General features: G+C 44.1%; 18 protein-coding genes. 7 read left to right on the top strand and 11 right to left on the bottom strand.

Features of this window, described 5'->3' with window-relative positions:
• A complete protein-coding gene (locus tag MHI01_RS24340; RefSeq protein ID WP_445744909.1) occupies positions 1-1,830 on the bottom strand; it encodes a sensor histidine kinase in 1,830 nt (609 codons plus the stop codon).
• A 212-nt stretch (positions 1,831-2,042) separates the two neighbouring features.
• Between MHI01_RS24340 and MHI01_RS24335 the strand changes: the two genes are divergently transcribed.
• The gene (locus MHI01_RS24335) at positions 2,043-4,865 is read left to right on the top strand and encodes an endo-beta-N-acetylglucosaminidase (RefSeq protein ID WP_340984299.1); all 2,823 of its coding nucleotides are present in this window, start codon (positions 2,043-2,045) and stop codon (positions 4,863-4,865) included.
• A 123-nt stretch (positions 4,866-4,988) separates the two neighbouring features.
• Here the strand turns inward: MHI01_RS24335 and MHI01_RS24330 are convergent, their stop codons facing one another.
• Positions 4,989-6,581, bottom strand: coding sequence for a class I adenylate-forming enzyme family protein (locus tag MHI01_RS24330; RefSeq protein ID WP_340984298.1), 1,593 nt, complete (start codon positions 6,579-6,581; stop codon positions 4,989-4,991).
• A gap of 292 nt (positions 6,582-6,873) precedes the next feature.
• Here MHI01_RS24330 and MHI01_RS24325 point away from each other — a divergent pair, with 292 nt between their 5' ends.
• Both MHI01_RS24325 and MHI01_RS24320 read left to right on the top strand, forming a co-directional pair.
• On the top strand, positions 6,874-7,359 hold the full coding sequence (locus MHI01_RS24325; protein WP_340984297.1) for a hypothetical protein: 486 nt from the start codon (positions 6,874-6,876) through the stop codon (positions 7,357-7,359).
• Between the two features lie 616 nt (positions 7,360-7,975).
• Positions 7,976-9,622: an RNA polymerase sigma factor gene (locus tag MHI01_RS24320; protein WP_340984296.1), complete on the top strand. Its 1,647-nt coding sequence runs from the start codon at positions 7,976-7,978 to the stop codon at positions 9,620-9,622.
• A gap of 223 nt (positions 9,623-9,845) precedes the next feature.
• On the opposite strand, the gene MHI01_RS24315 is transcribed toward MHI01_RS24320, so the two are convergent.
• The 3 genes from MHI01_RS24315 to MHI01_RS24305 form a co-directional block, all read right to left on the bottom strand.
• A complete protein-coding gene (locus tag MHI01_RS24315; RefSeq protein ID WP_340984295.1) occupies positions 9,846-10,355 on the bottom strand; it encodes a helix-turn-helix domain-containing protein in 510 nt (169 codons plus the stop codon).
• Positions 10,356-10,757: 402 nt separating this feature from the next.
• Positions 10,758-11,423 (bottom strand): cyanophycinase, encoded by a 666-nt coding sequence (locus MHI01_RS24310; RefSeq protein ID WP_340984294.1) that lies wholly within the window; start codon positions 11,421-11,423, stop codon positions 10,758-10,760.
• A gap of 173 nt (positions 11,424-11,596) precedes the next feature.
• A complete protein-coding gene (locus MHI01_RS24305) occupies positions 11,597-12,820 on the bottom strand; it encodes an RNA polymerase sigma factor (protein ID WP_340984293.1) in 1,224 nt (407 codons plus the stop codon).
• Between the two features lie 255 nt (positions 12,821-13,075).
• Between MHI01_RS24305 and MHI01_RS24300 the strand changes: the two genes are divergently transcribed.
• Positions 13,076-13,891 (top strand): hypothetical protein, encoded by an 816-nt coding sequence (locus MHI01_RS24300; protein ID WP_340984291.1) that lies wholly within the window; start codon positions 13,076-13,078, stop codon positions 13,889-13,891.
• A gap of 109 nt (positions 13,892-14,000) precedes the next feature.
• Here the strand turns inward: MHI01_RS24300 and MHI01_RS24295 are convergent, their stop codons facing one another.
• The gene (locus MHI01_RS24295; protein ID WP_282320277.1) at positions 14,001-15,536 is read right to left on the bottom strand and encodes a helicase DnaB; all 1,536 of its coding nucleotides are present in this window, start codon (positions 15,534-15,536) and stop codon (positions 14,001-14,003) included.
• Between the two features lie 384 nt (positions 15,537-15,920).
• Entirely contained in the window at positions 15,921-16,214 is a 294-nt protein-coding gene (locus tag MHI01_RS24290; protein ID WP_036673352.1) for a YuiB family protein, read from the bottom strand.
• Positions 16,215-16,664: 450 nt separating this feature from the next.
• Between MHI01_RS24290 and hemQ the strand changes: the two genes are divergently transcribed.
• Positions 16,665-17,411, top strand: a complete 747-nt coding sequence (gene hemQ, locus MHI01_RS24285; RefSeq protein WP_036605768.1) for a hydrogen peroxide-dependent heme synthase — start codon at positions 16,665-16,667, stop codon at positions 17,409-17,411.
• A 303-nt stretch (positions 17,412-17,714) separates the two neighbouring features.
• Here hemQ and MHI01_RS24280 read toward each other — a convergent pair whose 3' ends face one another.
• Positions 17,715-17,969: a hypothetical protein gene (locus MHI01_RS24280; protein ID WP_036605767.1), complete on the bottom strand. Its 255-nt coding sequence runs from the start codon at positions 17,967-17,969 to the stop codon at positions 17,715-17,717.
• Complete coding sequence (locus MHI01_RS24275) at positions 17,966-19,159, bottom strand: NAD(P)/FAD-dependent oxidoreductase (protein WP_036605766.1); 1,194 nt, start codon at positions 19,157-19,159, stop codon at positions 17,966-17,968. Before MHI01_RS24275 ends, MHI01_RS24280 begins: the two co-directional genes overlap by 4 nt.
• A gap of 654 nt (positions 19,160-19,813) precedes the next feature.
• Between MHI01_RS24275 and MHI01_RS24270 the strand changes: the two genes are divergently transcribed.
• Together MHI01_RS24270 and MHI01_RS24265 are read left to right on the top strand one after the other, a co-directional pair.
• Positions 19,814-20,788 carry an NAD(P)/FAD-dependent oxidoreductase gene (locus tag MHI01_RS24270; protein ID WP_207765610.1) on the top strand — a complete coding sequence of 325 codons (975 nt, stop codon included), beginning with the start codon at positions 19,814-19,816 and terminating at the stop codon, positions 20,786-20,788.
• Between the two features lie 76 nt (positions 20,789-20,864).
• Positions 20,865-21,116, top strand: coding sequence for a hypothetical protein (locus tag MHI01_RS24265; protein ID WP_074096361.1), 252 nt, complete (start codon positions 20,865-20,867; stop codon positions 21,114-21,116).
• 21 nt (positions 21,117-21,137) lie between these two features.
• On the opposite strand, the gene MHI01_RS24260 is transcribed toward MHI01_RS24265, so the two are convergent.
• Together MHI01_RS24260 and MHI01_RS24255 are read right to left on the bottom strand one after the other, a co-directional pair.
• On the bottom strand, positions 21,138-21,281 hold the full coding sequence (locus MHI01_RS24260) for a sporulation histidine kinase inhibitor Sda (RefSeq protein ID WP_017692430.1): 144 nt from the start codon (positions 21,279-21,281) through the stop codon (positions 21,138-21,140).
• Between the two features lie 355 nt (positions 21,282-21,636).
• Positions 21,637-22,296, bottom strand: coding sequence for a YheC/YheD family protein (locus MHI01_RS24255; protein WP_036605763.1), 660 nt, complete (start codon positions 22,294-22,296; stop codon positions 21,637-21,639).
• Positions 22,297-22,456 lie beyond the last annotated feature (160 nt).

Here is a 22,456-nt window from a genome sequence, read left to right as displayed (position 1 = left end):
TTAAACACCTGTCCCTTCTGTATGTGGATAACGCACCCTGATCCGTGTTCCTTCTCCGAGGGTGCTCTCTATGGTGATACCGAACTCTGGCCCATACAGGAAGCGCAATCGACTATGGACACTGCGCAGCCCGAACATCTGACCAGACTCTTCAGGACGTTCCAGTTCTTCAAGGATTTCCGTCAGGCGTGCCGGATCAATGCCTTTGCCATTATCTTTGACTTCCACTTGCACCACATCATCTGTCTCTTCCACAACAATGGATAATCGGTTATCCGAACGTTCTGTCTGAATGCCGTGTACAACATAATTCTCAATGATAGGTTGAAGCGAAAGTTTGACCACAGGGTGTTGATAATATGCAGCATCGATCTGGATCGTATATATGAAAATATCCTTGTAGCGGATTCGGAATAACTCCAGATACAAGCGGCAAGCTTCCATCTCATCCTTCAGCGTATAATTTTTCTTTTGCTGTACCAGACTCTTGAACAATACGGATAGACTATAGATCATCTCGCCAACATCTCTCGCCCCCTGGGATATCGCCCTCATCCGAATCACTTCAAGCGTATTGTAGAGAAAATGAGGGTTGATGCGCGCCTGTAATGCGACCAGCTCGGTCTCCTTCTGTTTGATCTCGGCCTTGTAGACCCGTTCAATATACAGATTCAGCTCATCCAGCATGTCGTTGAAGCTATGTGAGATCTGCCCCAGTTCATCATCTCGCGGATCGTCGATGCGAGCCGTTAAGTTGCCATATTTCACTTTTTGGGTGAAGCGAATAATTCGACGGGTTCGTTTGGCAAAGTTAATAATGAAAAATGCCGGAACCAGCACGGCAAACAAAATACATACGATACTGATCGAGATAATGGTATTGCGAATACCCGCATAGGTTTCAGCCATCTCTTCTACCGGAACGGTGCCAATGACCACATACCCCTGATCGGCGGAGACAAACTTGTTCACATACATGTTCTGCTCCTTTTTCATCGAATCCATATCCGTCTGATCAAACAGGGAATCGGCCACATTCACGTAGGGGTACTGCTTGCCATAATAATGATTGTTGGAGTCAAACAGGACTGTGCCTTTGGCCGATAACACCACGATGTCTCCCTTGAGATTACTCTCGTAGTTATCCAGAGCATTCCCGATCCCCTCCGATTCGAAAAACACAAGAAACTGCCCCAGATTACGAAGGGTCTGTGTATTGTTAATCGGTACGCGGATGGAGTAGAGCGCAGGGTCCCATTGATTAATCTCTTTGCGAATCCAGTAGTTGGGTGCACTGATATTGGGCGTTTCCATCGCCATCACGTCCGGAATATAGGAATGAGCTACATTGGCGTCCAGCTTGCGGAACTGCTTGTGTTGATTAAAGGTAGACAGATCCTGCTGTTCTGCACTATACAACATGAGTTGATTAATCTGCGAATTGCGATCCATAATATTTTGAAAATGTTTCAATACATCGGCCGAATAGTCATCCTGATTGGCGTAATATCCATTGGTCATGTGCTGAACATATTCAGCGTACGAATGATTCATCAGGTACGTAATGTTGGCGGACAGCGCCTCATTCTGATGCATGTCCCTCACCATGTTTTGTACCGATTCATACTGCTGATGAATGTACCGGTCCACATGTTCCATCGCCGCTTTCTGGATCGCCAGTTCCCGGCGAATCGTGGAGTCGGACACCGACAGGAAGATGATATAAGACAATGTAATGATCGTGACAATCGATATCATCGAGAAAATCAGGAGCATTTTCATAAACATATTATTTTTGAAGAAATTATTGTAAACGCTAACAATTTTCAATTCGCATGTTCCCTCCGATGCTGTTTTCCTGACTTGAATTATACCATCAGGCTTCTGACATTAACTTGTCACCTGCAACTTTTCTTTAGTTTATATCTGTGTTTCTTTAATTTCACCCTATTTAAAAACGCTTTCATCCACTATCGTTAACCATAAGTTTAGCTTTGTGTAAAAGAATACCTTACATTCATTCCACTTGAAGGAGGAACAGCATGACACTCAAACTCAAAGCAAAAGGCATCATTCCCAAGGTCACTGCCATGGTCCTGACTACGGCTCTGCTTGGACAAGTTGTTGCATCATCCGTTTATGCCGGAGACACGCTCCCTTACACCGGTGAAAGTGCCAAAGGGGTGAATCAGCCCTATCAACATGGATACACCTCGGCCCAGATTCTGAACTGGACACCGGAAAGTGATATCCATGGCAATTTACTTCGTGCCCATGTTCCCTTGCAGCCCCGTAATGAAGCGTTCGCTGCCACACAGGCTTATCCTGAGCTTAGTCCGGACACCCAGTTATTCACAATGAGTGGCGATTACGGCAATGCATTCCTCGATAGCACACCTTATACCAATGAATTCAGCCAGTATCTATTTAATTATTGGCAATATACAGACTACTACAGCTATTGGCACGGCATGGCCTCTGCGGGAGTACCTGAGGAGCTGTACGATCCGAGTAAAGAATGGACGGAGAAATACTTCGAGTTTGGCATTTTGAACATTCCGAATCCGGCCTACACCAATGCAGCCCACAAGAACGGCGTTAAGTCCATTGCCAACATCTTTTTCTCGGACAATGACCGTGGGCCACAAACCTATAAACAAATGCTGATCCAGGATGAAAACGGTAATTTCCCTGTGGCCGAGAAACTAGCCGAGATGGCAGAATACTACAACTACGATGGATATTTCTTCAATCAGGAAGAAGTTGCCCGGGGTGTAGCCCCTGAAGATATCGCTTCCTACAAGAAATTCATGAAATATCTAAGAGATAAAGGCCTGTACGTTCAGTGGTATGATTCCACCATCAATACAACAGGCAAAATTCAATACCAGAACCAATTCAATGGGCTCAACAGCCCCTTTGTACAAGATTCCGTTCTCGGCAGAGTCTCGGATTCCATCTTCCTGAACTATGTATGGAACCACAAGATGCTCCGCGATTCCCGTGATCATGCCCTTAGCTTGGGACTGGATCCACTGGAAACCGTATTTGCTGGTGTCGAAGGTGGACATGACAAATTCGGCCGCTGGAAGCAATCCTATGACCTGCGCCATAACCTGGATGAGAACGGTCAACCGATGAATAGCATTGCGACACTGGGTGCCGACTTCACCCACAACGCTCTGGATGAAGAGATGGGCGATGGCAGCACCAATCACCGAGCTGAGGATGAGTACCAGTGGATGACCTTTGTACGTGATCGTGCCTGGTGGTCTGGTCCAAATCAAGACCCGACAGATGCACGTCGTAATGCGTCTGCTGATCTGTCGGATGTGTATGCTTCTGGTGCAAATTGGGATGGAATTGCCGCTTATCTTACCGAGCGATCCGTCATCAACGGCTCCAATTTTGCGACCAACTTCAATACGGGCCACGGCCTGAAATATTATGAAGACGGTGCTGTCTCGAACGATAAAGAATGGTCCAATATCAACATTCAGGATATCCCTGTCACTTGGCAATGGTGGATGGATAGTGAAGGCGACAAGCTCAGTGTTGATTTTGACTATGGTCCCTCTTATGAGAAAGGCGCAAGGTACAACTATGACTCCATTGGCGCGTTTAATGGCGGCAGCTCTCTCGTGGTGAACGGCACACTGAACGCGGAGAACTTCCTGCGCCTGTACAAGACCGACCTGTCCGTCAACGGGCAATCGAAACTGGAACTGACGTATAACAAACCGTCGACTAGTGACGCTTCCTCCCTGCATGTTGGGTTGATCTTCGAAGATGATCCATTCAACGTGGTCAATGTGGAAGTGCCTCAGTCAGGCCAGCATACTACAGGTTGGAAGACAACTTCGCTGGATTTGAGTGCATATCATGGCAAAACCATTGCCGCTATGGGATTATCCTTCGACCCGAATGGCAAGGAGATTGAGAATTACCAGATGAATATAGGCGAGATCCGCATGTCCGACGGTTCAGCGGCTGTACCGGATGCACCGACCCGATTCCATATTGCCAAAGCACTGACCAACACCGACGAACTGGTTGTTGCATGGGACATGAAGGACTATTCAGAGGTCAAACAATACAATTTATATGAAAATGGCGCCTATGTAGGCGGCGTGTATGATTCCACTTTTTATATCAAATCGCTAAAACAGCCATCTGGTGAACTGTCTATACGTGCGGTTGGTGCAGACGGTACCGAAAGTGAAGCAACCGTCCTGCCTTACGATCTGAATGCAGCCGTTCAGGATATTGATGTGAAATTCAAAAAGAATGGCGATGCTATTGTAAGCTGGAAAAACCCGAAGAAAGCGAAAGATACGGGCAAAGACAAAGATAAGAATACGGATAAGGACAAGGATAAAAATAAAGACAAAGGAAAAGGCAACAAGTCTATTCAACTCACACTAGAAACAGAATACACAAAAGAGCCTTTCACCAAGTCGCTTCAGGTCAAAAAAGGAAAACAATCTGCCGTCCTGACCGGACTTCCGACCAATGGTGAGCATTACGTGCTGAACATCGCCATTGGCGGGCAGAACCCGGTAACCCATACCGGACAGCTCGCAGATCTTCAGATTACACCATACGCCAAGGAAAAGGTCACGGTAAAAGATGGAAAGTACACACTTGCCCTCCCGGATCTGGAGGACTGGTACAAGATTTATGTTTATGAAAATGGGGTGGCACGCGAGTTCGGAGTCACTTACGTATCGCAAAAATTCCCGTATATCATTCGGGGAAGAACAAAGCTGAGTGAACTGACCTTCACGCCAGCGTCCAGCAACAGCTCTTTGAAGCTGGTCATTGAGGATTATGCGGGTAATCAGGCCACTACGATTTTGAGGTAACACTACGAGGTATTTTCGTGCCCGCCTGCATACCAGTTGAGATAAAAACAGCCCTTCACTTCCAAAAGGAAGTTGAAGGGCTGTTTTTGTTGATCTAACAATAATTATTCTGCCCAACAGCTATTAAACAGCATTCCCGTTAGCATAGTCCTCGGATGAAATTGAGGATAGATGCTTGCGCAACTGCTTTTTGTCTATTTTATCCACGGCTGTTCTGGGCAAAGTATCCACAATGAACAGTTGAGTCGGCCATTTGTACGGAGCAAGGTGTGGCCTACAAAACGCCCGCACCCGCGTCAGATCCATACTTTCACCATCCTGTAACACGATGAAAGCGACGAGTTCCTCTCCTTCGTCAGGAAGAGGATGTCCAATTACGGCCGCCTCGCTTACCGACTCATGGCTCACAATAACATGCTCCACTTCGGCACAGAACACATTGGAACCGCCCACAATAATCATATCCTTCAAGCGATCAAACACATAAAGGTAACCTTCGGCATCCAGACAACCGACATCCCCAGTTCGAATCCAGCCATCGGACATGGTCTCGGCAGTAATCTCCAACTGGCGCCAATACCCCAGCATGGTCTGTGCACCTCGAACAACGATTTCTCCAGCCTCGCCCGTAACTGTCTCACTTCCGTCCGTATCTAATATCCGAACTTCAAAGGCCTGCTCACTTTGGGCAGCCAAGTCAGCAGGACGACCTACGGATCGAAGGCGATGAGGATTGCCCATATGCTGAGCAGGAAAAAGGCGGCTTATGGACATTCCACATTCCGCCTGTGAGTAGTTGTTCACAATGATAACTTCAGGAAATTGAGATACGACCTCCTGTAGTGTATCCGGGGAAATGATGGACCCTCCGCAGCCAATAAGCGATAGACTCTTCAAGTTTCTACTTCCTACGGATGCCTCGCGGGTAAGATCACGTAGCAGTTGGCCTACTGTGCTGAGTTGTGTAATCTGATCACGTTCAACGACGTCTATAATGCGGTGTACATCCGCCGGGTATTCGTCTAGGAATACAAGACAGCCTCCAGCAGCCATGGTCGCCCACAACTGGAACTGACCCACCAGATGGGATAAGTTGAGCACTAACACACGACGCTTGAGATCATGACCGAAGCCTGCAGAAGGCGTAAGTTGATTCCAAGCAGCCATTCCGCGATGCGAATGCATGACCCCTTTTGGCCGACCAGTTGTCCCACCCGTATAAATCAGGACTGCCGTATCGTCTACACTTCGTTTGGAATGGTCTTTTGGAGAGAACGCAGGTTCCTGCTGTAAAAGAGCAGCGAGCGAACTGCTATTCGTCCCTTCTTCGTCTGTCGTAAACAGTTTTGGACAATACCCAAGAAGCTTTACCGTGGCAATAGCTACTTTAGCATGTTGGTCATCATGAATAACCATATGGGGTTCTGCATCCTGAAATATGGCAGCGAGTTCAGGCACTGTTAGCATAGGAGAAGGAACGAGTGGTATAGCGCCGATCCCAACTGCTGCATAAAACGCAACAACGAGCTGGGGATCTGGATCACCTAAAAGGGCAATACGATCACCGGCCCGGAGTCCTTCAACATACAGGGTATGACTGAATCTTTCAACCAGACCGTAAAGCTCCCCATAACTCATCGTTTGCCCATGTCTCATTAACGCAGGTTCCTCAGGGTACAGACTTGCTACAATTGGCAATCGTTCGGATAGAAGCAAGCAATTACCCCCAACATTTAAATTTCCATTTCTCCGTTAAGAAAACTATGGAATAAAAAGAGAGTAGCATATAAATGGAATAATAAGTAATCATTATCCCCTATTAAACTCATAAATTCTGCTGATATTACAGTTCTGCCCACAGACGATCCTTGCCGTTAACCTACTCGCTAGCTTAATTAGGCAGATCAAATTGGACTGCTTTTTATACTGAAATCCAACATTTCTCGTTATCATTACGTTTATTTAGGAAACGAGTACCAAGGAGGGTATTGTCATAAAGTTAAAGAAAATGCATTTTATTCTCAGTGTTGTAGCGTTATTTTTACTATCAGCTTGCGCAGGTGGTGTTACTGGCTCTAGTCAGCAGAATGAACCAGGTGAACCTTATCGTATGGCGTTGGAGGAGTTAATTTCAACAGATACGGCTCTTAATGAAAACATGGAGTATATCTCATTAGATTTTGATAAAGGAATTCCATTAAAGGATTCTGATAAGAAAAGCATTGAGGATTACCTTCACAGCAAATATAACGTAAAAATTTATAACCTAACCTATGAAGAATTGATTGAAGAAGGACAGTCTGAACGGTCTGATAATACGCTAAAAGGGATTTTACTGAAAATTGAAAAGCAGGAGAAGCAATCAGATAATAACATTGCCATAGAGGTCAGTAAGTATCGTGCCAATGAGGGGTCGCTCTCTGCAAAAATAACTTTAACCTATGAGGAAGGTAAATGGAAAGTTGCTACTCATACTCCTACAAGGGAAAGTTAAGTATGTAATTTTTTTCCAGTTAGAGTACTAGGAAAAGTTTACTATGACAATTATCGAAGTAGCCCTTTTGGGCTTTTTTTGTCCGTATTTTCTGGAGTACATCCCCCCCTAAAGGTATACCAATAAGGATCCTTAGCATTTTGCAACGATCCCTATTGTCATCCGTTAGTTCTAAACCGCAGTTGATTACGTCGATTCTTTGAGCATTAAACTAACGTTTCTCGTTAGTATAATGAACCTCAATTATGCATTTGAATAATTAATCGAGACCACTCCTGTTAACTACGGAACGAAGGAGTACCCCAAGTACCCGAAGAAGAACTTCGGCTCGTGCTCCTAGTTTGTATCCTCCCATAGTTGAACGGAAAAGAAGTATCTTTATATACTAAAAGTGAGTCCTTTACATCTAAAGTAATCTTCATCTCGTTTAACAAAAAATTCATAACGTCTCTTTAACCATTTAAATGACCTACTCATGATGTTGATGTTTGTAATTATACGTGTATGAGTCACCCGGTAGGACGTCCAAATTTTTTAAAAAATAATCCCAACCTTTATTTCGTCTGGCACACTATATAATTGTCAGGAATTACAGATGCAACTATGGAGGCAAAAGATGGATTCAATTGGTAAAAACGGAAAAGAAGCGGCGGAAGCAATTCGGAGCTATGTCAAACCGATTTTCGGTTTTGCGTTAAACCGGGTCAAGCAGCGGGCCGAGGCGGAGGATCTGGCTCAGGAGATTATGTTGCAGTTGTTAAAATCCTTCTCCGGGGTGCGGGACATTAGAAGCCTTGACGCTTACGTCTGGACGGTTGCCCGATACACTTGGGTGAATTGGTTGAAAAAGCGTGCGCACGCTCCCCAAGCGATCGAAATCAACGGCATGTCCGAACTGTCGGCCGCCCCTTCCCGAGAGCCGCTTGACCGGTTGCTGGTAACCGAAGCTTACCGCGAGCTGCGCCGAGAAGTCACGTTTCTGTCCGACATCCATCGCAGGATCGTGGTCATGCATTACTACGACGAGCTTAAAATCGGCGATATCGCGATTGCTCTGAACATTCCTGTCAACACGGTGAAGTGGCATTTGAGCGAGGCCAAAAAGAAGTTACGGAAAGGGATGAAACGTATGCGTGCAACAGGAACTTTAAGTGTCAATCCGATCAGCATGGGAGAAATGGGCCATTCCGGTTCGGCCGGTAGCCTGGGCGAAACCAACGATTTTCTTGGACGCGCCTTGGCGCAAAATATCATTTACGCGGCTTATCATAAGGCGCGTACTGTACATCAAATCGCGGAGGAGCTCGGAATGCCGCCGTCTTTGCTGGAAGGCGAAGTCCGGCACCTGGCCGATTACAATTTTCTCATCCAAACCTCTCCCGGCAAATATCAAAGCAATACCATCGTCTGGGACCTCTTCGAGCTAGCCGTAGCTGGTCATCAATTCTGGCAAGATTGCGCCGCCGAAGTGGCCGATGTTCATCTCGACGCGTTAATGGAAGTTCGCCGGCAAGTCGAGGATAGCGGAGTGTACGTTCCGGACGGCGACTATAACTTCCTGCTCTGGACCTTGCTGCCCAAGAACGTCGAGGAGCAATCTTGGCGGAGCATGCCGGCGGGCGACAACTTCGATGCGGTCGCACCAATGCGAAAGGACGGAGGTCAGTATATTGCCTATGCGGCGTTGAACACGAGCAGCAATGCCGATCCGGGTTTTGATTTGAGTAGTTACATCACCTTCGGTCCGTCGCTCCGCTACGTCGAAGACAGCCCCTTATACTTGTGGCAATTCAATACGTACTGGAGCGACCGCCAGGTGGATTGGCGTTCCCTGGAATACCGGAATGTCGAGATTTGTCATGCGTTCCAACAAGGAGAACTGCCCGACAACGAAGAGAACAGCGAGCAATATTCGTTCCTGCTGGAGAAGGGGTACATCCGCAAGACGGAGGAGGGGTACAAGTTCAATGCGGTCTGGATCGACTCTCCGCTAACGTTGGATCGGTTGAACAAGGCAATGCCGGATTTGTCCGCTCTGTATGCGCCTGCTGTCGGCAAGCTCTACGATAAAATGCTCAAGCTGTTCCTGCAAAATCAGCCGAAGCATTTGGAGCCGCAGCTTGCTTACATGGTGAGAGGCAACACCGGCGGAGGCCGGCTTGTCGCTTATATTTTGAAGCATTTGATCGATAACGGGAAGTTGAAACCGCCGTTGCCGCACCAGCAGAAGACGATTTCAACCTGGATGGGGCCGGTCAAGTAAGTCGGTTCGGAAATGATACGAAGAATAGTCGTTCCCGGACGGTGGCCATTTTTACACAAAACTCTGTCTGTCCTGTCCAACGAAGTGATTAGGACATCGCTATTTCACACGGCCCCCTCCTGAACGTATGGAAATGATTAAAAACTACCCATGACGCATATGCGTCATGGGTAGTTTTTAATCGCAATCGTATAACGTTTCCCGTTAGCTTAATGCTCAAACTTTATGGTTCTGTATTTTCAGTACCTTTAGAAAAGCGAAAGGTTACCTCTAAATCACTTTCCCCTCTAATTTCATCTATAGTTTTTGAAATCATATGGGAGTACCTCTGATATAACCAGTCTGTGGCAAACTGATCTTGACCTGAAATAATGAGGGTGTTGTCAATTTGAATTGCTGTAGCACTTGTAAACCACCTATCAAAGCTTGGCTGAGAGATTTGGTCTTTTATTTTTTCTAGAACTGACTTCCAAATGTCATTCTTGTTATTAAGTATATTCGTTCTAGTTGCATGAGCATCATTCTCTTCTTGAGTTAGGAAATAATCTACGGTATTATTAAAAATCTTGGATAATCGAACTAATATATCAATATCAGGTAAACAATCACCTCTCTCCCACTTTGAAACAGCCTGATGACTAACTTTTAAAACCTCACCAAGTTGTGTTTGCGTCATGGATAACTCTTTACGGTTTCTTGCTATGATCTCCCCGACCCTCTTAATATTTATCATCGTTCACCTCCTACAATGAATATTAGTTCAGGAACTTATTTATGTACATCTAATTGTGGTTGAAACCCTCTTCAAATTGCAACTCATAGTTTCATTAAACTATCCTGCCCGTTAGCTTAATAAGGAGCTCATCATCCTAATATAATTTTTCGTGTTCTCTACTTTCTGTAAAGGTATACCAAAAAGGATCGTTAGCATTTTTGCAACGATCCTATTGTCAGTCCGCTAGTTTAAATAAGTAACTGATCACTCTGACACCCTGCCGACTTTAGGTCCTAGGAATATTAAGATTGCATCTATTTACAAACTCATAGAAAGGAGACCTGAGATAATTCGCCTATTAGCCATGATTTTATACATCAAAAGGAATTACTTATGTAAGGTCACAGCCACTCACCCTAATTAGAGCGTCTCAACCAACTTCTGAATCTTTGAGTGGGAAATTAAATATACAGGTCCCATTATTTCTATTTTGCCGTCCTTTACACGTATAGCGCTCTCCTGTTCTGCCGCATAAATATCAATCTCTTTAGACAAGGGGAACAGGTAGCCTTGAACAAACGTGGCGTAATCGCGTTGAGAATGAGATTCGTAGGCAAAATGATCAAAGCCAATACCATCATAAATAGTACTTGTTTCAACTTCATCAGTGTTATTCAAGCTTAACCATTTTGCAGCCATGTTTAACGCACCGGCGCTTGCACCCATTATAATGGCATTGCTATTCTTAATAACATTGGATAATTCATATTCCGCCAAAAAATCATTCTGCAAAACAGGATATCCACCACATAAAAAAATGACAGAAGCGTTCTGAATGAATCGCTGAGCATCTTCTTTCTGCATACGGTAATCGATGAAATGATATTCATCAAAAATAATGTTAGCCTCATTCAACCATGTCCATTCAGAAATATCATCAAAGTTAACTTGCTCATCTTTATAACCAGACGGATTAGCACTAATCATAACAAGCGATTTTCTGTCTTGTATATCCTCCTGCAAACAATGGACCAGCTTCTCAGGAAAAAAATGATTAAACCAACTGAAATAGTAGTGAGTTTTCAAACTTAATTACCTCCATATGTATTATTTACATTCATCCATAGGATTCATAGACAACCTCTTTTTATATGCATTGTACAAAATAATCCAATTAATTGATAGTACATTTAACATAACTATAACCCCGTTAAAAAAGGCCCGGTTCTTCCCCCGGGCAACATACATTTTTGTATGGGTTACTTACTTATAAACTCTACCATCTTCTGATGCAATTCCTTCTCGGAACATTGAAAGATACCATTAAAATCCTGAGGGTCACGGATCAATTTGTTTAACTGGTCTATTCCATATTGTTGAACAACAAACTCCACAAATAGGAACGAAAACTGAAAACCCTTCATCGTTTCGAAATCCCAGGTATCATTATCTAATTGTTCGAACGTTGGGATCTCTAAATTGTGGATAGCCTCTTCTGTTGTACCTTCAATATAGTCCTGAGTCATCAGCTTGGCTTCATATCCACCAATTCCTTGCCTTATCCATTTCGGAGCCTTCGGATTGATTTCACTTATTAGCCACATGGTGAACAAGTGAACCGTACCTTTAAGAATCGATTGATAGGTATGCTCCGGTCCTGGATTTAATGGAGATACAATTTTAAGAATACTCCCTTCATAGGTACCCATGAACCAATTCGGAGCATCTGCTTCTCCGACCGCTTGGTGAAACGATGGCATATCAGGATATACTTCAATCGTTACTTTTCGCGATGGATGATAATTGTACTTTAACGAGATTCGTTCAATATGATCACTTAGTTCATTGAACAAATCATGGTGTACTTTATTAGGCGTATTGTTCAATCCCTCGTTTTCACCCTTATTAACAATTGAAATCAAATCTTGAATAGACATGATCGTAACGCCTCCCCATTCTTTCAGTTCCTTTTTAAGTTTTTCCAAAGCTCTATAGAGTCTGTTCTTTACTGCACTCTCACGCATCCCGACAATCTTAGAAATTTCAAGCAATGTGCAGTCCACAAAAAAGCGTAATGCAATGATTTCCTGGTCGGTTTCATTTAACTTTTTCAGCGCAACTCCGATATCAATTCGAAAATCAACATACTTCGTAAATTCAAGGGAGATCGACTGTGATTCATATCCCGTAAAATCAAACGGCGTTTCTTTTTTTCGCGATAATCTTCGATATTCGTTTTTCACTGTATTCTGAGCAATCTTGAATATCCATGTAAATAAATTTGATTTCCCTTGGAATCGGTGAAGATTCTCGACTGCTTTTAAAAACACCTGTTGAGTCAAATCATCTGCAACCATCGGGTTCAATTTCAGGGAAAAGTAGTTGCAAATTCTTTGACGATACAGCTCATAAGTGTTTTCAAAGTTAGTGATACGTTCCTGTTTATCCGGATAAACAGGTTTTGTGTCATGAGCTCCTGACATGGTAAGAACCTCCTCTTGATTTACAATGAATTAGACACCAGAGAGGATCAGAAGGCCACATAAATATAAAATAAATATGTATTCAACCTTTCAGGTTTGTTACTTACAGGACTAATCACCCTTTTTGAAATCTCATTTCATATCATCTCTATGATTTCATATCTTTACAAATTTATAATGATAAGCAAAGATTGGAATAGTTCTGGAGGGAATCACATCATGTAACCGCCTTCCCAAAATGAAGGAGAGATAATAATGAAATACACCAATGTTTTATTATCAAGCGTCATTGTTTTAGGTAGCTTAGGCACGTTATCAACTGCATCATCTTCACTTCATACTTCAGATAAAATAGCACATATTGCTGCTAACTCAACATCTGTGAACTCTTCGACATACCAGAGTATATCTAAGTTTGAAAAAACAAAAGGCTCAAACAAAATTGTCTGGAGAGGTGACGACATCACGATAACCGCGAACACCTTAAAGCAAGATGCTGCTGATTTCGAGCAAAACATCATTGACACCATTGTAGTTACTCATGGTAAAGAAAAGCACACCCTACAAACGGGAGATTTTGAAGTTAGATTATTGGATATCACTAGTGTTGCTGTATCTCCATCGAATGAATGGATTACTATCCAAGTAGAAAAAAGTGCTGGCAGCAACCTCATTCTCATGAACCTTAAAACAGGAAAGTACACGATTATAAACGAACGTCTTGAAAAAGCAGGTAAACAAAATGTAGAAACCATTTCATCATATAATTGGTCACCAAAAGAAAACATTATTGCATTTTCTTATGGAAATACGGAGAAAAGCACTTTGGCAATGTACGATACTAAGAAAGACCGTTTTATTTATCTCCCTCGGGCAACCAACTATATTAGTACCGGTTTAATTTTATGGCATAAGAACGGAGAAAATATGGATTACATTAGTGAGTATCCTTCAGATCAATGGATTCTTTTCAGATACGATACAGGAAGCAAAAAAGTTAAGCCTGTAAAAAGAATCACAAAAAAGGAATTTCAGCAGTGGTTTAAATTAGATAAATATCCTACAAAATAATAAAAAAAATGGATTAAACGTAAAATACGTTTCTTCAGTTCAACTTATATAGCAGAAAGGCGAGTCTCCATTAATCGGGGGACTCGCCTTTTTGCTATATAATAAATATTTAAGAAGTTCCTTTTTGTTTACTCGCCTGCATCTGCTGGGCAAACCGCATCATCTCTTCGAACTCTTCCTCGGATACGGCATCTCCATCGGTGCTTATGTCTTGTACAATCGGAATTTCGGGCTTGGCTTTGGTTCCTTTGCCGTATGTACGGGTACGGGTTCCAGCTGCACCAGCAGCCTGTTTGCCTTTGACCTTGGCCTGATCACGAATATATTGAACAGCTTTCTCGTAGGAGTTAACCTGCTTGAGCAACATGTTGGAGGCGATCGCCTCAACGAAGTTACGGTTAATCCGCTGCTCGCCGCCGGATACAAGCAATGCCATCAAATAATGAATCAATACATTGATGACTTCACCAGGCAACTTGTAACTCAGATCAATTTTCTCAAATATATCGATCAGATTGTCCGGTACTGCACCAGGGAAGAACGTCTGCAGCAGACGCGTATACGGCTCATTCCGCAACATCATATTGTATTGATGAATATCACACTTGGTCATAAATTGTGGAGGCACTTCGACGTAGTACTCCATCTGCACTCCATGCTCAACAGGTGGTTCACCAGAGTCCTCTTTCCGTTCAGGCTCCTCCATATGTTGTCTCAGTGCCACGACCTTGGCTGCCTGTACAGTCTGTTGCTCATGGCGCTTCTTGGTCTGCCTGAACTGCATGCTCGCCTTATGCTGAAGATCATCCAGAATCAGCTGGCCCTGTGGACTGAAGATATCATCTTCATCCAGCAGACGGCATACATCCTGCACACTGAGGTTAAACTTGTTTACTACATAATTTACAATGCCCAGTTGTTCATGATCGAACCGCAGCTGTTCTACATGACGACGATTGACCGACTCCCGTGGAAAACGCAAAATAATGTCGGCATAGTTCAAACTATTTTCTTCCGCTGTATCATTCGTGCCTGTCCGCTGGGCCGTAGTTGATACTTCCGACAATGCTTGCTCCAACTCGTAATCAATTACATGGGTATTCAATTCAAATATATCGTAAAAGGGAACGGAAATATTCTCTTTATTGGCTGCCGGATAAGGCGCGTCCCCATTTTCCACTGCCGAGAAACCGGAACGCAAGGAAAGTACGGCGAATTTGCCTATCTTGTCACGAAGCAACAGTGTCAAATGCTGTGTCCGGAAAAACTCTGCCGGAGAAAGCGGCGGTTGCAGCTCATATTCGTAGATGTAATCATCATTTTCCGGTATATATAGCCGTGAAGTCTGAAGTAGTCCCACTGCCTCAAGCTTGGATGTCTGCTCTAACAAATATTTGCGCCCTTTCTCACTTGGCTCCAAGCCAAGTGTCATGAACAGCCTCCGTTGCTGTTCAAGCGGCGAATAACCGACCTGTTCACCGGGAAGATGCTGAAACAACAGCCGATACAAGCCAACCGCAAAAGCACCTACCATGGGCTGATATGCTCCTGTAAGCATACGGTCATCCAGGGCGCTAAGTCCAAACTCCCTGTATACGCAGTAGCGATGATGTTCAGTATAATGGTGCAGATTCTTCATGCGCATAGCCTGATCTCCTTCTCCCCAAAAGTATGTTTATCTATTCTATCATAAATGTCTGATCCTCAAATGCTCAAAAACAGGTAAAAAGATGGCCTGTTCTCGTTCCGTTTCGTCCTAGGTCGACATCATTCACGTTTTCGCCGAATTCAGCAAATTTCTAAAATAAAATGTCGAGAGCCGCTAGAATACTATAAAAGCTGTAGCCGCAGAATACAAGGGAATATCTAAAGAGAATGTTCTCCAGATGTATATGAAGTACAAGTGTACAATAATCCTTCTAATATAAATGAATAGCAAAAAAGCCTTCCCTTTGTACTCGTAAGCGTTTACGACAAAGACAAGACTTTCACGCGATTACAGTGGCATGTGTTGCCTCTTTCCAACAATCTAAAACATTCTGTACCCACCCAGTCGCAACTTCTGGATCGTCCAGCCACTGATTATCGCACCAGCCAGTCCAGCGATGCCCGTCATATAGTCTACAAGCTGGAAAGAACCCAGATGTGACATCAGAGATGACGACTGATCCCATAGAGAGTACACAACAATAGGCAGAATTACAATAATGAACAGATAGGAAGGAAACCAGGTTGTCTTCATCAGCATGTTCAGAATGAAACCGATACCAAACATCATAACGAAAAATAATACCATCAATACTAACACAGGTATAAATTGCATCGGGCGACATTCACCTCTTCTTTCACACATTCAGGTTTCACTTCTGGATAGTAGTTAGTGTACCGCAAAAAATGTGGCGAAGCAACGAACTTTCTGGACAAATTTCCCTATATTTATACTCTGTTCATTTGCCCTTCTGCTTCATGTTGGGATACAATGTAAACGATAAAGCACTCACCCGTCCCTTATAGTGCGTGTTCAAAAAGACTGGTTTTCAGTACCGAGAAGATGGAATGAAGTTAGAAATGGAGCAGCGGAGCGTAGATAGAGCTACGTGAGCAACTACAATGTTTCCGAAGGAAACATACTTCGTAAGCATCCACTTATTTCGGCTGAATGCCATATTCGATGCTGATGATGCCACCAGGCATGATTCGTAATCAAAAGCGGACTTTTTGAACAACCTCTTATAGGGATTTGGAAATATACCTTGCAGGAGGAACACAACCAATGAACGAAGCCGCATCAACACTGGAGGGCTGGTACGCCCTGCATGATTTTCGCTCGATTAACTGGGCCGCCTGGAAAGCAGCAGATGATGAAGAACGCGCTGTTGCACTGGACGAGCTTCAGGAATTCTGGAAAGAATGGAAAGAAGTCGAGGATTCATCCAAAGGAAGTACCGTTGTATATACGGTTGTAGGTCAAAAAGCAGACCTCGTCATGATGCACCTGCGTGAAACGCTGGAAGATCTGAAGGCTGTTGAGAACGCGTTTAACAAAACGATGTTTGCCCAATACACAACCAAATCGTATTCATACGTCAGTGTAGTGGAACTGAGCAACTATCTTGGCAAAGAAGGCGAAGACCCGATGCAAAATCCGGATATTATCGCCCGTCTGAAACCTGTTCTGCCACAACGACAATACATCTGCTTCTATCCGATGAACAAAAAACGTGAGCTGAATGACAACTGGTACATGCTGTCCATGGACGAGCGTCGCACCATGATGCGTAGTCACGGCATGATTGGCCGTAGCTATGCGGGTAAAGTAAAACAGATCATTACCGGCTCTGTTGGTTTCGACGATTGGGAATGGGGCGTTACGCTATTTGCGGATGACGCACTTCAGTTCAAGAAACTTGTCTATGAGATGCGTTTCGATGAAGTTAGCGCCCGTTATGGCGAATTCGGTTCGTTCTATGTGGGAAGTCTGTTGAACGAAGGAACACTGGAAGACATGCTTAAGCTATAAAAATAGTACAAAACACAATAAAGCACCGCGACATCTCCTGTAAAGGATACTGTCTGCGGTGCTTTATTATCTATCTATATTCTACTACCTCAAGCTTGATTTAGATCTATATTGTTTGAACTATTTATTTACACAAAAACGGAAAGGACAGAAAAAACCTGAAAAAGCGAAGCGTTCGCCTTTATCACCGGATTTTCCCTTTAACAAAAGGGAATCAAAAAAATCTGGGGATAACAGCGATTGGAAGGTTATTCTGTCATTGAAGTGTATGTGTAAACATCTTTAGTTCAACTTATATCGTCTCTAATCCTCGTCCTCATCATCTACCGCTTTCAGCGATTCGAGGAATTCGGCTGTGGCCCGGTCACGGTCACGACCCTTCTCTTTAAGCCGCTCAATCGCAGGCATAATGAGAATATCCACTTCTTTCTGCACGATGTAGGCCAGATCATATTGATCCTGTTCCTCCAGATAACCACCGACCTGCATCAGGGCGTTGTAACGATCCAGCTCTTCACGTGTTAATAGTCCCCGGACCTGAACACTGCAATGTCTCATCCAAAAAACCGCCCTTTCTTCAGGACTAACGGAATACCACCAATGATGAACAGATAACGCAGATCTACCAGCTTCTTCAACTGAGCCGCTTTCCAGCCCTTGTATTTCTTGCCGCCCACAACGGCAATAGCTTCACCTTTACCCAGTGATGCAACCGTGCCTTTGCTCGTAAATACAAAAGGTTGTGGCTGTTTCTTGCGAATGGATGCCACAACGTTCTTGGCGCAGTTCACACCCTGCTGCATCGCAATCTGGGCTGTTGGCGGATAAGGCCGTCCTTCCGCGTTGAAGACAAGTGAATTATCACCAATGACATAGACATGCTCATGCCCTGGAGCACGCAAGTAGTCGTCTACTTTCACACGTCCTCGCATCACTTCAAGACCTGCCTGTTCAAGCAGTGAGTTACCGCGAATACCGCCGGTCCATACGACTGTAGCTGCATCGAGCTTTTCACCTTCACCCACAATAACCCCGTCCGGGAGACATTGCTTGATTGGAACACCAATTTTGAAAGTAACACCCTTTTTCTTGAGCACATTCATTGCATGTTCTACCAATTCCGGGTCAAATCCAGGCAAGGCCGAAGGCGCTGCCTCTACATTATAGATGTGCACATGTTTCGGATTCACGTCGAACTCCTTGCACAGCTGTGGAATACGATCTGCAAGTTCAGCTACGAATTCAACACCACTGAAACCCGCTCCACCTACGACAAACCGAATACGATTTCGTTTGTTATCGTTTTTGTACATCGCAAATTGATATTCGATGTGTTCTCGAATCAGTCTGACCGAGTTAATGCTGCGGATTGTCATGGCGTGATCGAGCATCCCCGGAATACCGAAGGTCTCAGGCTCACCGCCTAGTCCAATAATCAGATAATCATAGGATAACGTGCCGTCCTCCAGAATAATCTTCCGATCCTGCAGACGAATCTCCTTCACGGAAGACTTGACCAGATCAATCTTGAACTCATCAATCAGCTTGGAAATGGGCACTCTTGCATGCTCAATGGTATCCGTGCCGGCTGCCGGCATATGTAGATGTGTAGTAATATAATGATAATCATGCCGATTCACCAATGTGACGTCGGCCTCGTTATAGTTCAATTCCTTCTGCAGCCGCTGGGCTGTCAGAATCCCGCCATAGCCCGCGCCGAGGATGACGATTTTGGGAATACTGCTCATGTCTATACCCCTTCCGGTTTCACTTGCATCAGCCCGATCTTGGGTGAGATGCAAAATGCACATACTTACAAATATTGATGAGGTCTTGCCCATTATGACGACAAATGTTAACTTCGCGAATTTATTTAAACGTTTGCATCAATTTCATAACTCACTAAAAATGGATTTTATGAAACTAGATATCGACGTATCGAACCGTTTTGATCTATATCTAGACTTGATTGAAGCAACTAAAGGGTTTATGAAATTGATACGTTTGCACGCAAGTTATCGTTTCAAGTTGTGAAATTAACCACAAGATTCTACAAAACACGGGATCTGTCTTCATATTACATATTGACTCTAAATTAGACAAAAAAACACATAGTACAGGTCAAGGATATCTGTATTTCTAGTAAAGATCAAGGTTTTTTTTGTTATTTTTCATAACCTTTCATTTCCAATTTCATCCTATTCTCATCTGATCTTCATCAATTGTTCCCAGTTTCGTGACGCCGCTAACTTTGCAACCCTGAATACACCGTTTATAATAGGAAAGACAGTTCAGCACCCATGCCGGTTACGATACGTAGCCTGCACATTCTTTCTGTTAACTACCTATTAAAATATGAAAGGTGTTGTTGATTCTTGACTGCACAAAATTCCAGTCATGATATGACTGATTTACTTATTATCGGTGGGGGCCCTGCGGGTCTGTTCGCCGCGTTTTATGGTGGGATGCGTCAGGCATCCGTTACACTGGTTGAAAGTATGCCACAGCTTGGTGGACAGCTTGCCGCTCTTTACCCGGAGAAATACATCTATGATGTAGCCGGATTCCCGAAAGTAACAGCTCAGGAACTGGTGAATAACCTCGTTGAGCAAATGAATCATTTTAACCCGAACATCCGGCTTGAAGAAAAGGTTGTATCGGTGGAGAAAAAGGATGAGCAACATTTCGTCGTGAAGACGGATGAGAATGAATATCATGCCAAAGCCGTCATTATTACAGCTGGTGTAGGTGCATTCGAACCACGTCGCCTGGAGCTTGAAGGTGCTGCCAAGTTCGAGAAGAGCAACCTGCACTACTTCATCAGTGATCTGAATGCCTTCGCTGGCAAAAAAGTACTGATCAGTGGCGGCGGTGACTCCGCGGTAGACTGGGCACTCATGCTGGAGCCTATCGCTGAGCAAGTGACACTGATCCATCGCCGGGACAAGTTCCGTGCACATGAGCACAGTGTCGAAAACCTGATGAATTCCAAGGTGAATGTCGTTACACCGACCGAAATCACGGAACTTCATGGGGATGACACGATTACCAAGGTAACCCTTTCTCATGTGAAAACCAAAGAAACTCAGGAAATCGAAGTAGATGACGTGATCGTTAACTTCGGATTTGTCTCTTCTCTCGGACCGATTGCCGAGTGGGGTATCGAAATTGACAGTAACTCCATCGTTGTTGATTCCCGCATGGAAACATCTATTCCAGGAATCTTCGCTGCCGGAGATATCACAACATATCCGGGTAAACTGAAGCTGATCGCTGTCGGATTCGGCGAAGCTCCAACAGCCGTCAACAATGCGAAGGTGTACTTCGATCCGGATGCCAAGTTGTCCCCAGGACACAGCAGTAACATGAAACGCTAGTTTTGCTGAAATAACATATATTGATACAAAAAAGGGTATCTTACTCCTGAGTGAATCCATATCAGGAGGGATACCCTTGTCTTATATATGCCCGCTGTGTAACGGTCTGGTTGTACCGGAGCAGGCTTGCCCCCACTGCCTTCAGGGACTGTTAGAATGCGGCAAATTGGATGATTACACCGGACCATACAGCCCCTACGTATTCCAACCTTCCTCTGACACGGCAGACGAAGTCGAAAACGTTTGCAATCATGTGATGTACTGTCACCATTGTCAGACGAGCACGCCATGGCCAGTCTCACTATGGGACTTGTCCGGAAACTTGTAACATTGCCTGCAATGAGGATCTCTAGTGAAGAATGGCAGATACGTCGGTACCCAGTTTGCGCTTATGGATTTCTGCCAACAGCAGTGCGATGAAATCTCGTTCGAGATTCAACTCAATCGCTTTATGGTAGGAATCCAACAACATCTCATCGGATAACATAGCCATTTCCCGCCACAACCTTTCCTTTTTTTTCCTCAAAACTATCATATCAGAGATTCATATAGAGAACAAGCGTTCTTGTTATCCACAACGATATGTGGAAATCCTGTGCATAGTTTGTTGATAAATGGAAAAAATATAGAGTAGTCAACGTGTATAGTGTGGACAATATTTATGCACAGGGAGTTTGTACTACTATCAGAACGTTTATCAGCGTATTTTTTTTGGAATAAATTCATAGTTTCAAGACTTGTTGCGAGTAAATTACCCGGTAATGTAAAATTTCAAACGGTTTTCATACCGTTTTCTTCTATATATTATCGGTTTTTCTTGAATTTTCTTGAGTTTTCCCATTCATTTTCTATTGGGGTCTGGTATTCACTTCCAGAATCCAGATCTTGCCTGAATAATCCAGTCCATAATCAAATCCAAGCTGACCTACACCAGGGAACTGACTTTCCATAATGTACGTACATGTCATTGTAAGTGAACGCATCTCCCGGCGTTTGTGCCGACCGGATATATGTGGCAGGGATAAACCAAGAGCTCGCCTTCCTGATAACATGGTGCCACCCTTGCTCAGATTCGTCACACAGAGTCCGGGACGAGCGAGTCGTCCTACTAATGAACGGAATACCCAGCCTCGTTGGGTTTTGACAACTTTGACTCTGTAATCAACAGGTCTCCCTTGAATTGTTGCCAGATGAATGCCTTGCTGGATCAAGTACTTGCGTCTAGCCTTTACACGCACCAGAGAGCGATACATCTGGCTGAAACTGGCGAAAGAACGGGTCGTTTTCATATGGGTGTATCGATAAGCCCCACCGCTGGCCGATACCCGGATGACACCGTAACCTCCGCCTCCTACAATAGGTTTGACATACACCATTCCATAACGACTGAGCATTTGCAGCAGATTACCCGAGTTGAATGCCTTGGTCTGTGGGATATGGACAGCAGCTACCGGATATTTCATCAGAGCCGCTGTCTTCCGCCATTTGCTTGCAAGTTGTCTCGACATGGGTTGATCTCCTTCCTTGAAACAATAGTCCTTCCTTATACATACTCAACAGAAGCCTTGCTTTCTTGGATGTCTGTCCACGGCAAAGGCCCCTTTTCCATGTAACCTGTCCCAGGGGTGATGGCGGAAACGGGAACAAGCGCCCGGTTTACTTTTCAAA

The sequence above is a fragment of the Paenibacillus sp. FSL M7-0656 genome, from assembly GCF_038003225.1.
Taxonomy (GTDB): Bacteria; Bacillota; Bacilli; order Paenibacillales; family Paenibacillaceae; genus Paenibacillus; species Paenibacillus amylolyticus.
The sequence above is the reverse complement of the archived record's forward strand: the minus strand, read 5'-3'. Positions and strand labels throughout refer to the sequence as shown.

Coding starts and splice junctions, on each gene's coding strand:
- MHI01_RS24275 (WP_036605766.1), bottom strand. CDS start 19,159: ATGAGCAGTATTCCCAAAATCGTCATCCTCGGCGCGGGCTATGGCGGG.
- MHI01_RS24320 (WP_340984296.1), top strand. CDS start 7,976: ATGGATTCAATTGGTAAAAACGGAAAAGAAGCGGCGGAAGCAATTCGG.
- MHI01_RS24305 (WP_340984293.1), bottom strand. CDS start 12,820: ATGTCAGGAGCTCATGACACAAAACCTGTTTATCCGGATAAACAGGAA.
- MHI01_RS24325 (WP_340984297.1), top strand. CDS start 6,874: ATGCATTTTATTCTCAGTGTTGTAGCGTTATTTTTACTATCAGCTTGC.
- MHI01_RS24335 (WP_340984299.1), top strand. CDS start 2,043: ATGACACTCAAACTCAAAGCAAAAGGCATCATTCCCAAGGTCACTGCC.
- MHI01_RS24255 (WP_036605763.1), bottom strand. CDS start 22,296: ATGTCGAGACAACTTGCAAGCAAATGGCGGAAGACAGCGGCTCTGATG.
- MHI01_RS24290 (WP_036673352.1), bottom strand. CDS start 16,214: ATGCAATTTATACCTGTGTTAGTATTGATGGTATTATTTTTCGTTATG.
- hemQ (WP_036605768.1), top strand. CDS start 16,665: ATGAACGAAGCCGCATCAACACTGGAGGGCTGGTACGCCCTGCATGAT.
- MHI01_RS24315 (WP_340984295.1), bottom strand. CDS start 10,355: ATGATAAATATTAAGAGGGTCGGGGAGATCATAGCAAGAAACCGTAAA.
- MHI01_RS24270 (WP_207765610.1), top strand. CDS start 19,814: ATGACTGATTTACTTATTATCGGTGGGGGCCCTGCGGGTCTGTTCGCC.
- MHI01_RS24295 (WP_282320277.1), bottom strand. CDS start 15,536: ATGCGCATGAAGAATCTGCACCATTATACTGAACATCATCGCTACTGC.
- MHI01_RS24260 (WP_017692430.1), bottom strand. CDS start 21,281: ATGGCTATGTTATCCGATGAGATGTTGTTGGATTCCTACCATAAAGCG.
- MHI01_RS24300 (WP_340984291.1), top strand. CDS start 13,076: ATGAAATACACCAATGTTTTATTATCAAGCGTCATTGTTTTAGGTAGC.
- MHI01_RS24280 (WP_036605767.1), bottom strand. CDS start 17,969: ATGAGACATTGCAGTGTTCAGGTCCGGGGACTATTAACACGTGAAGAG.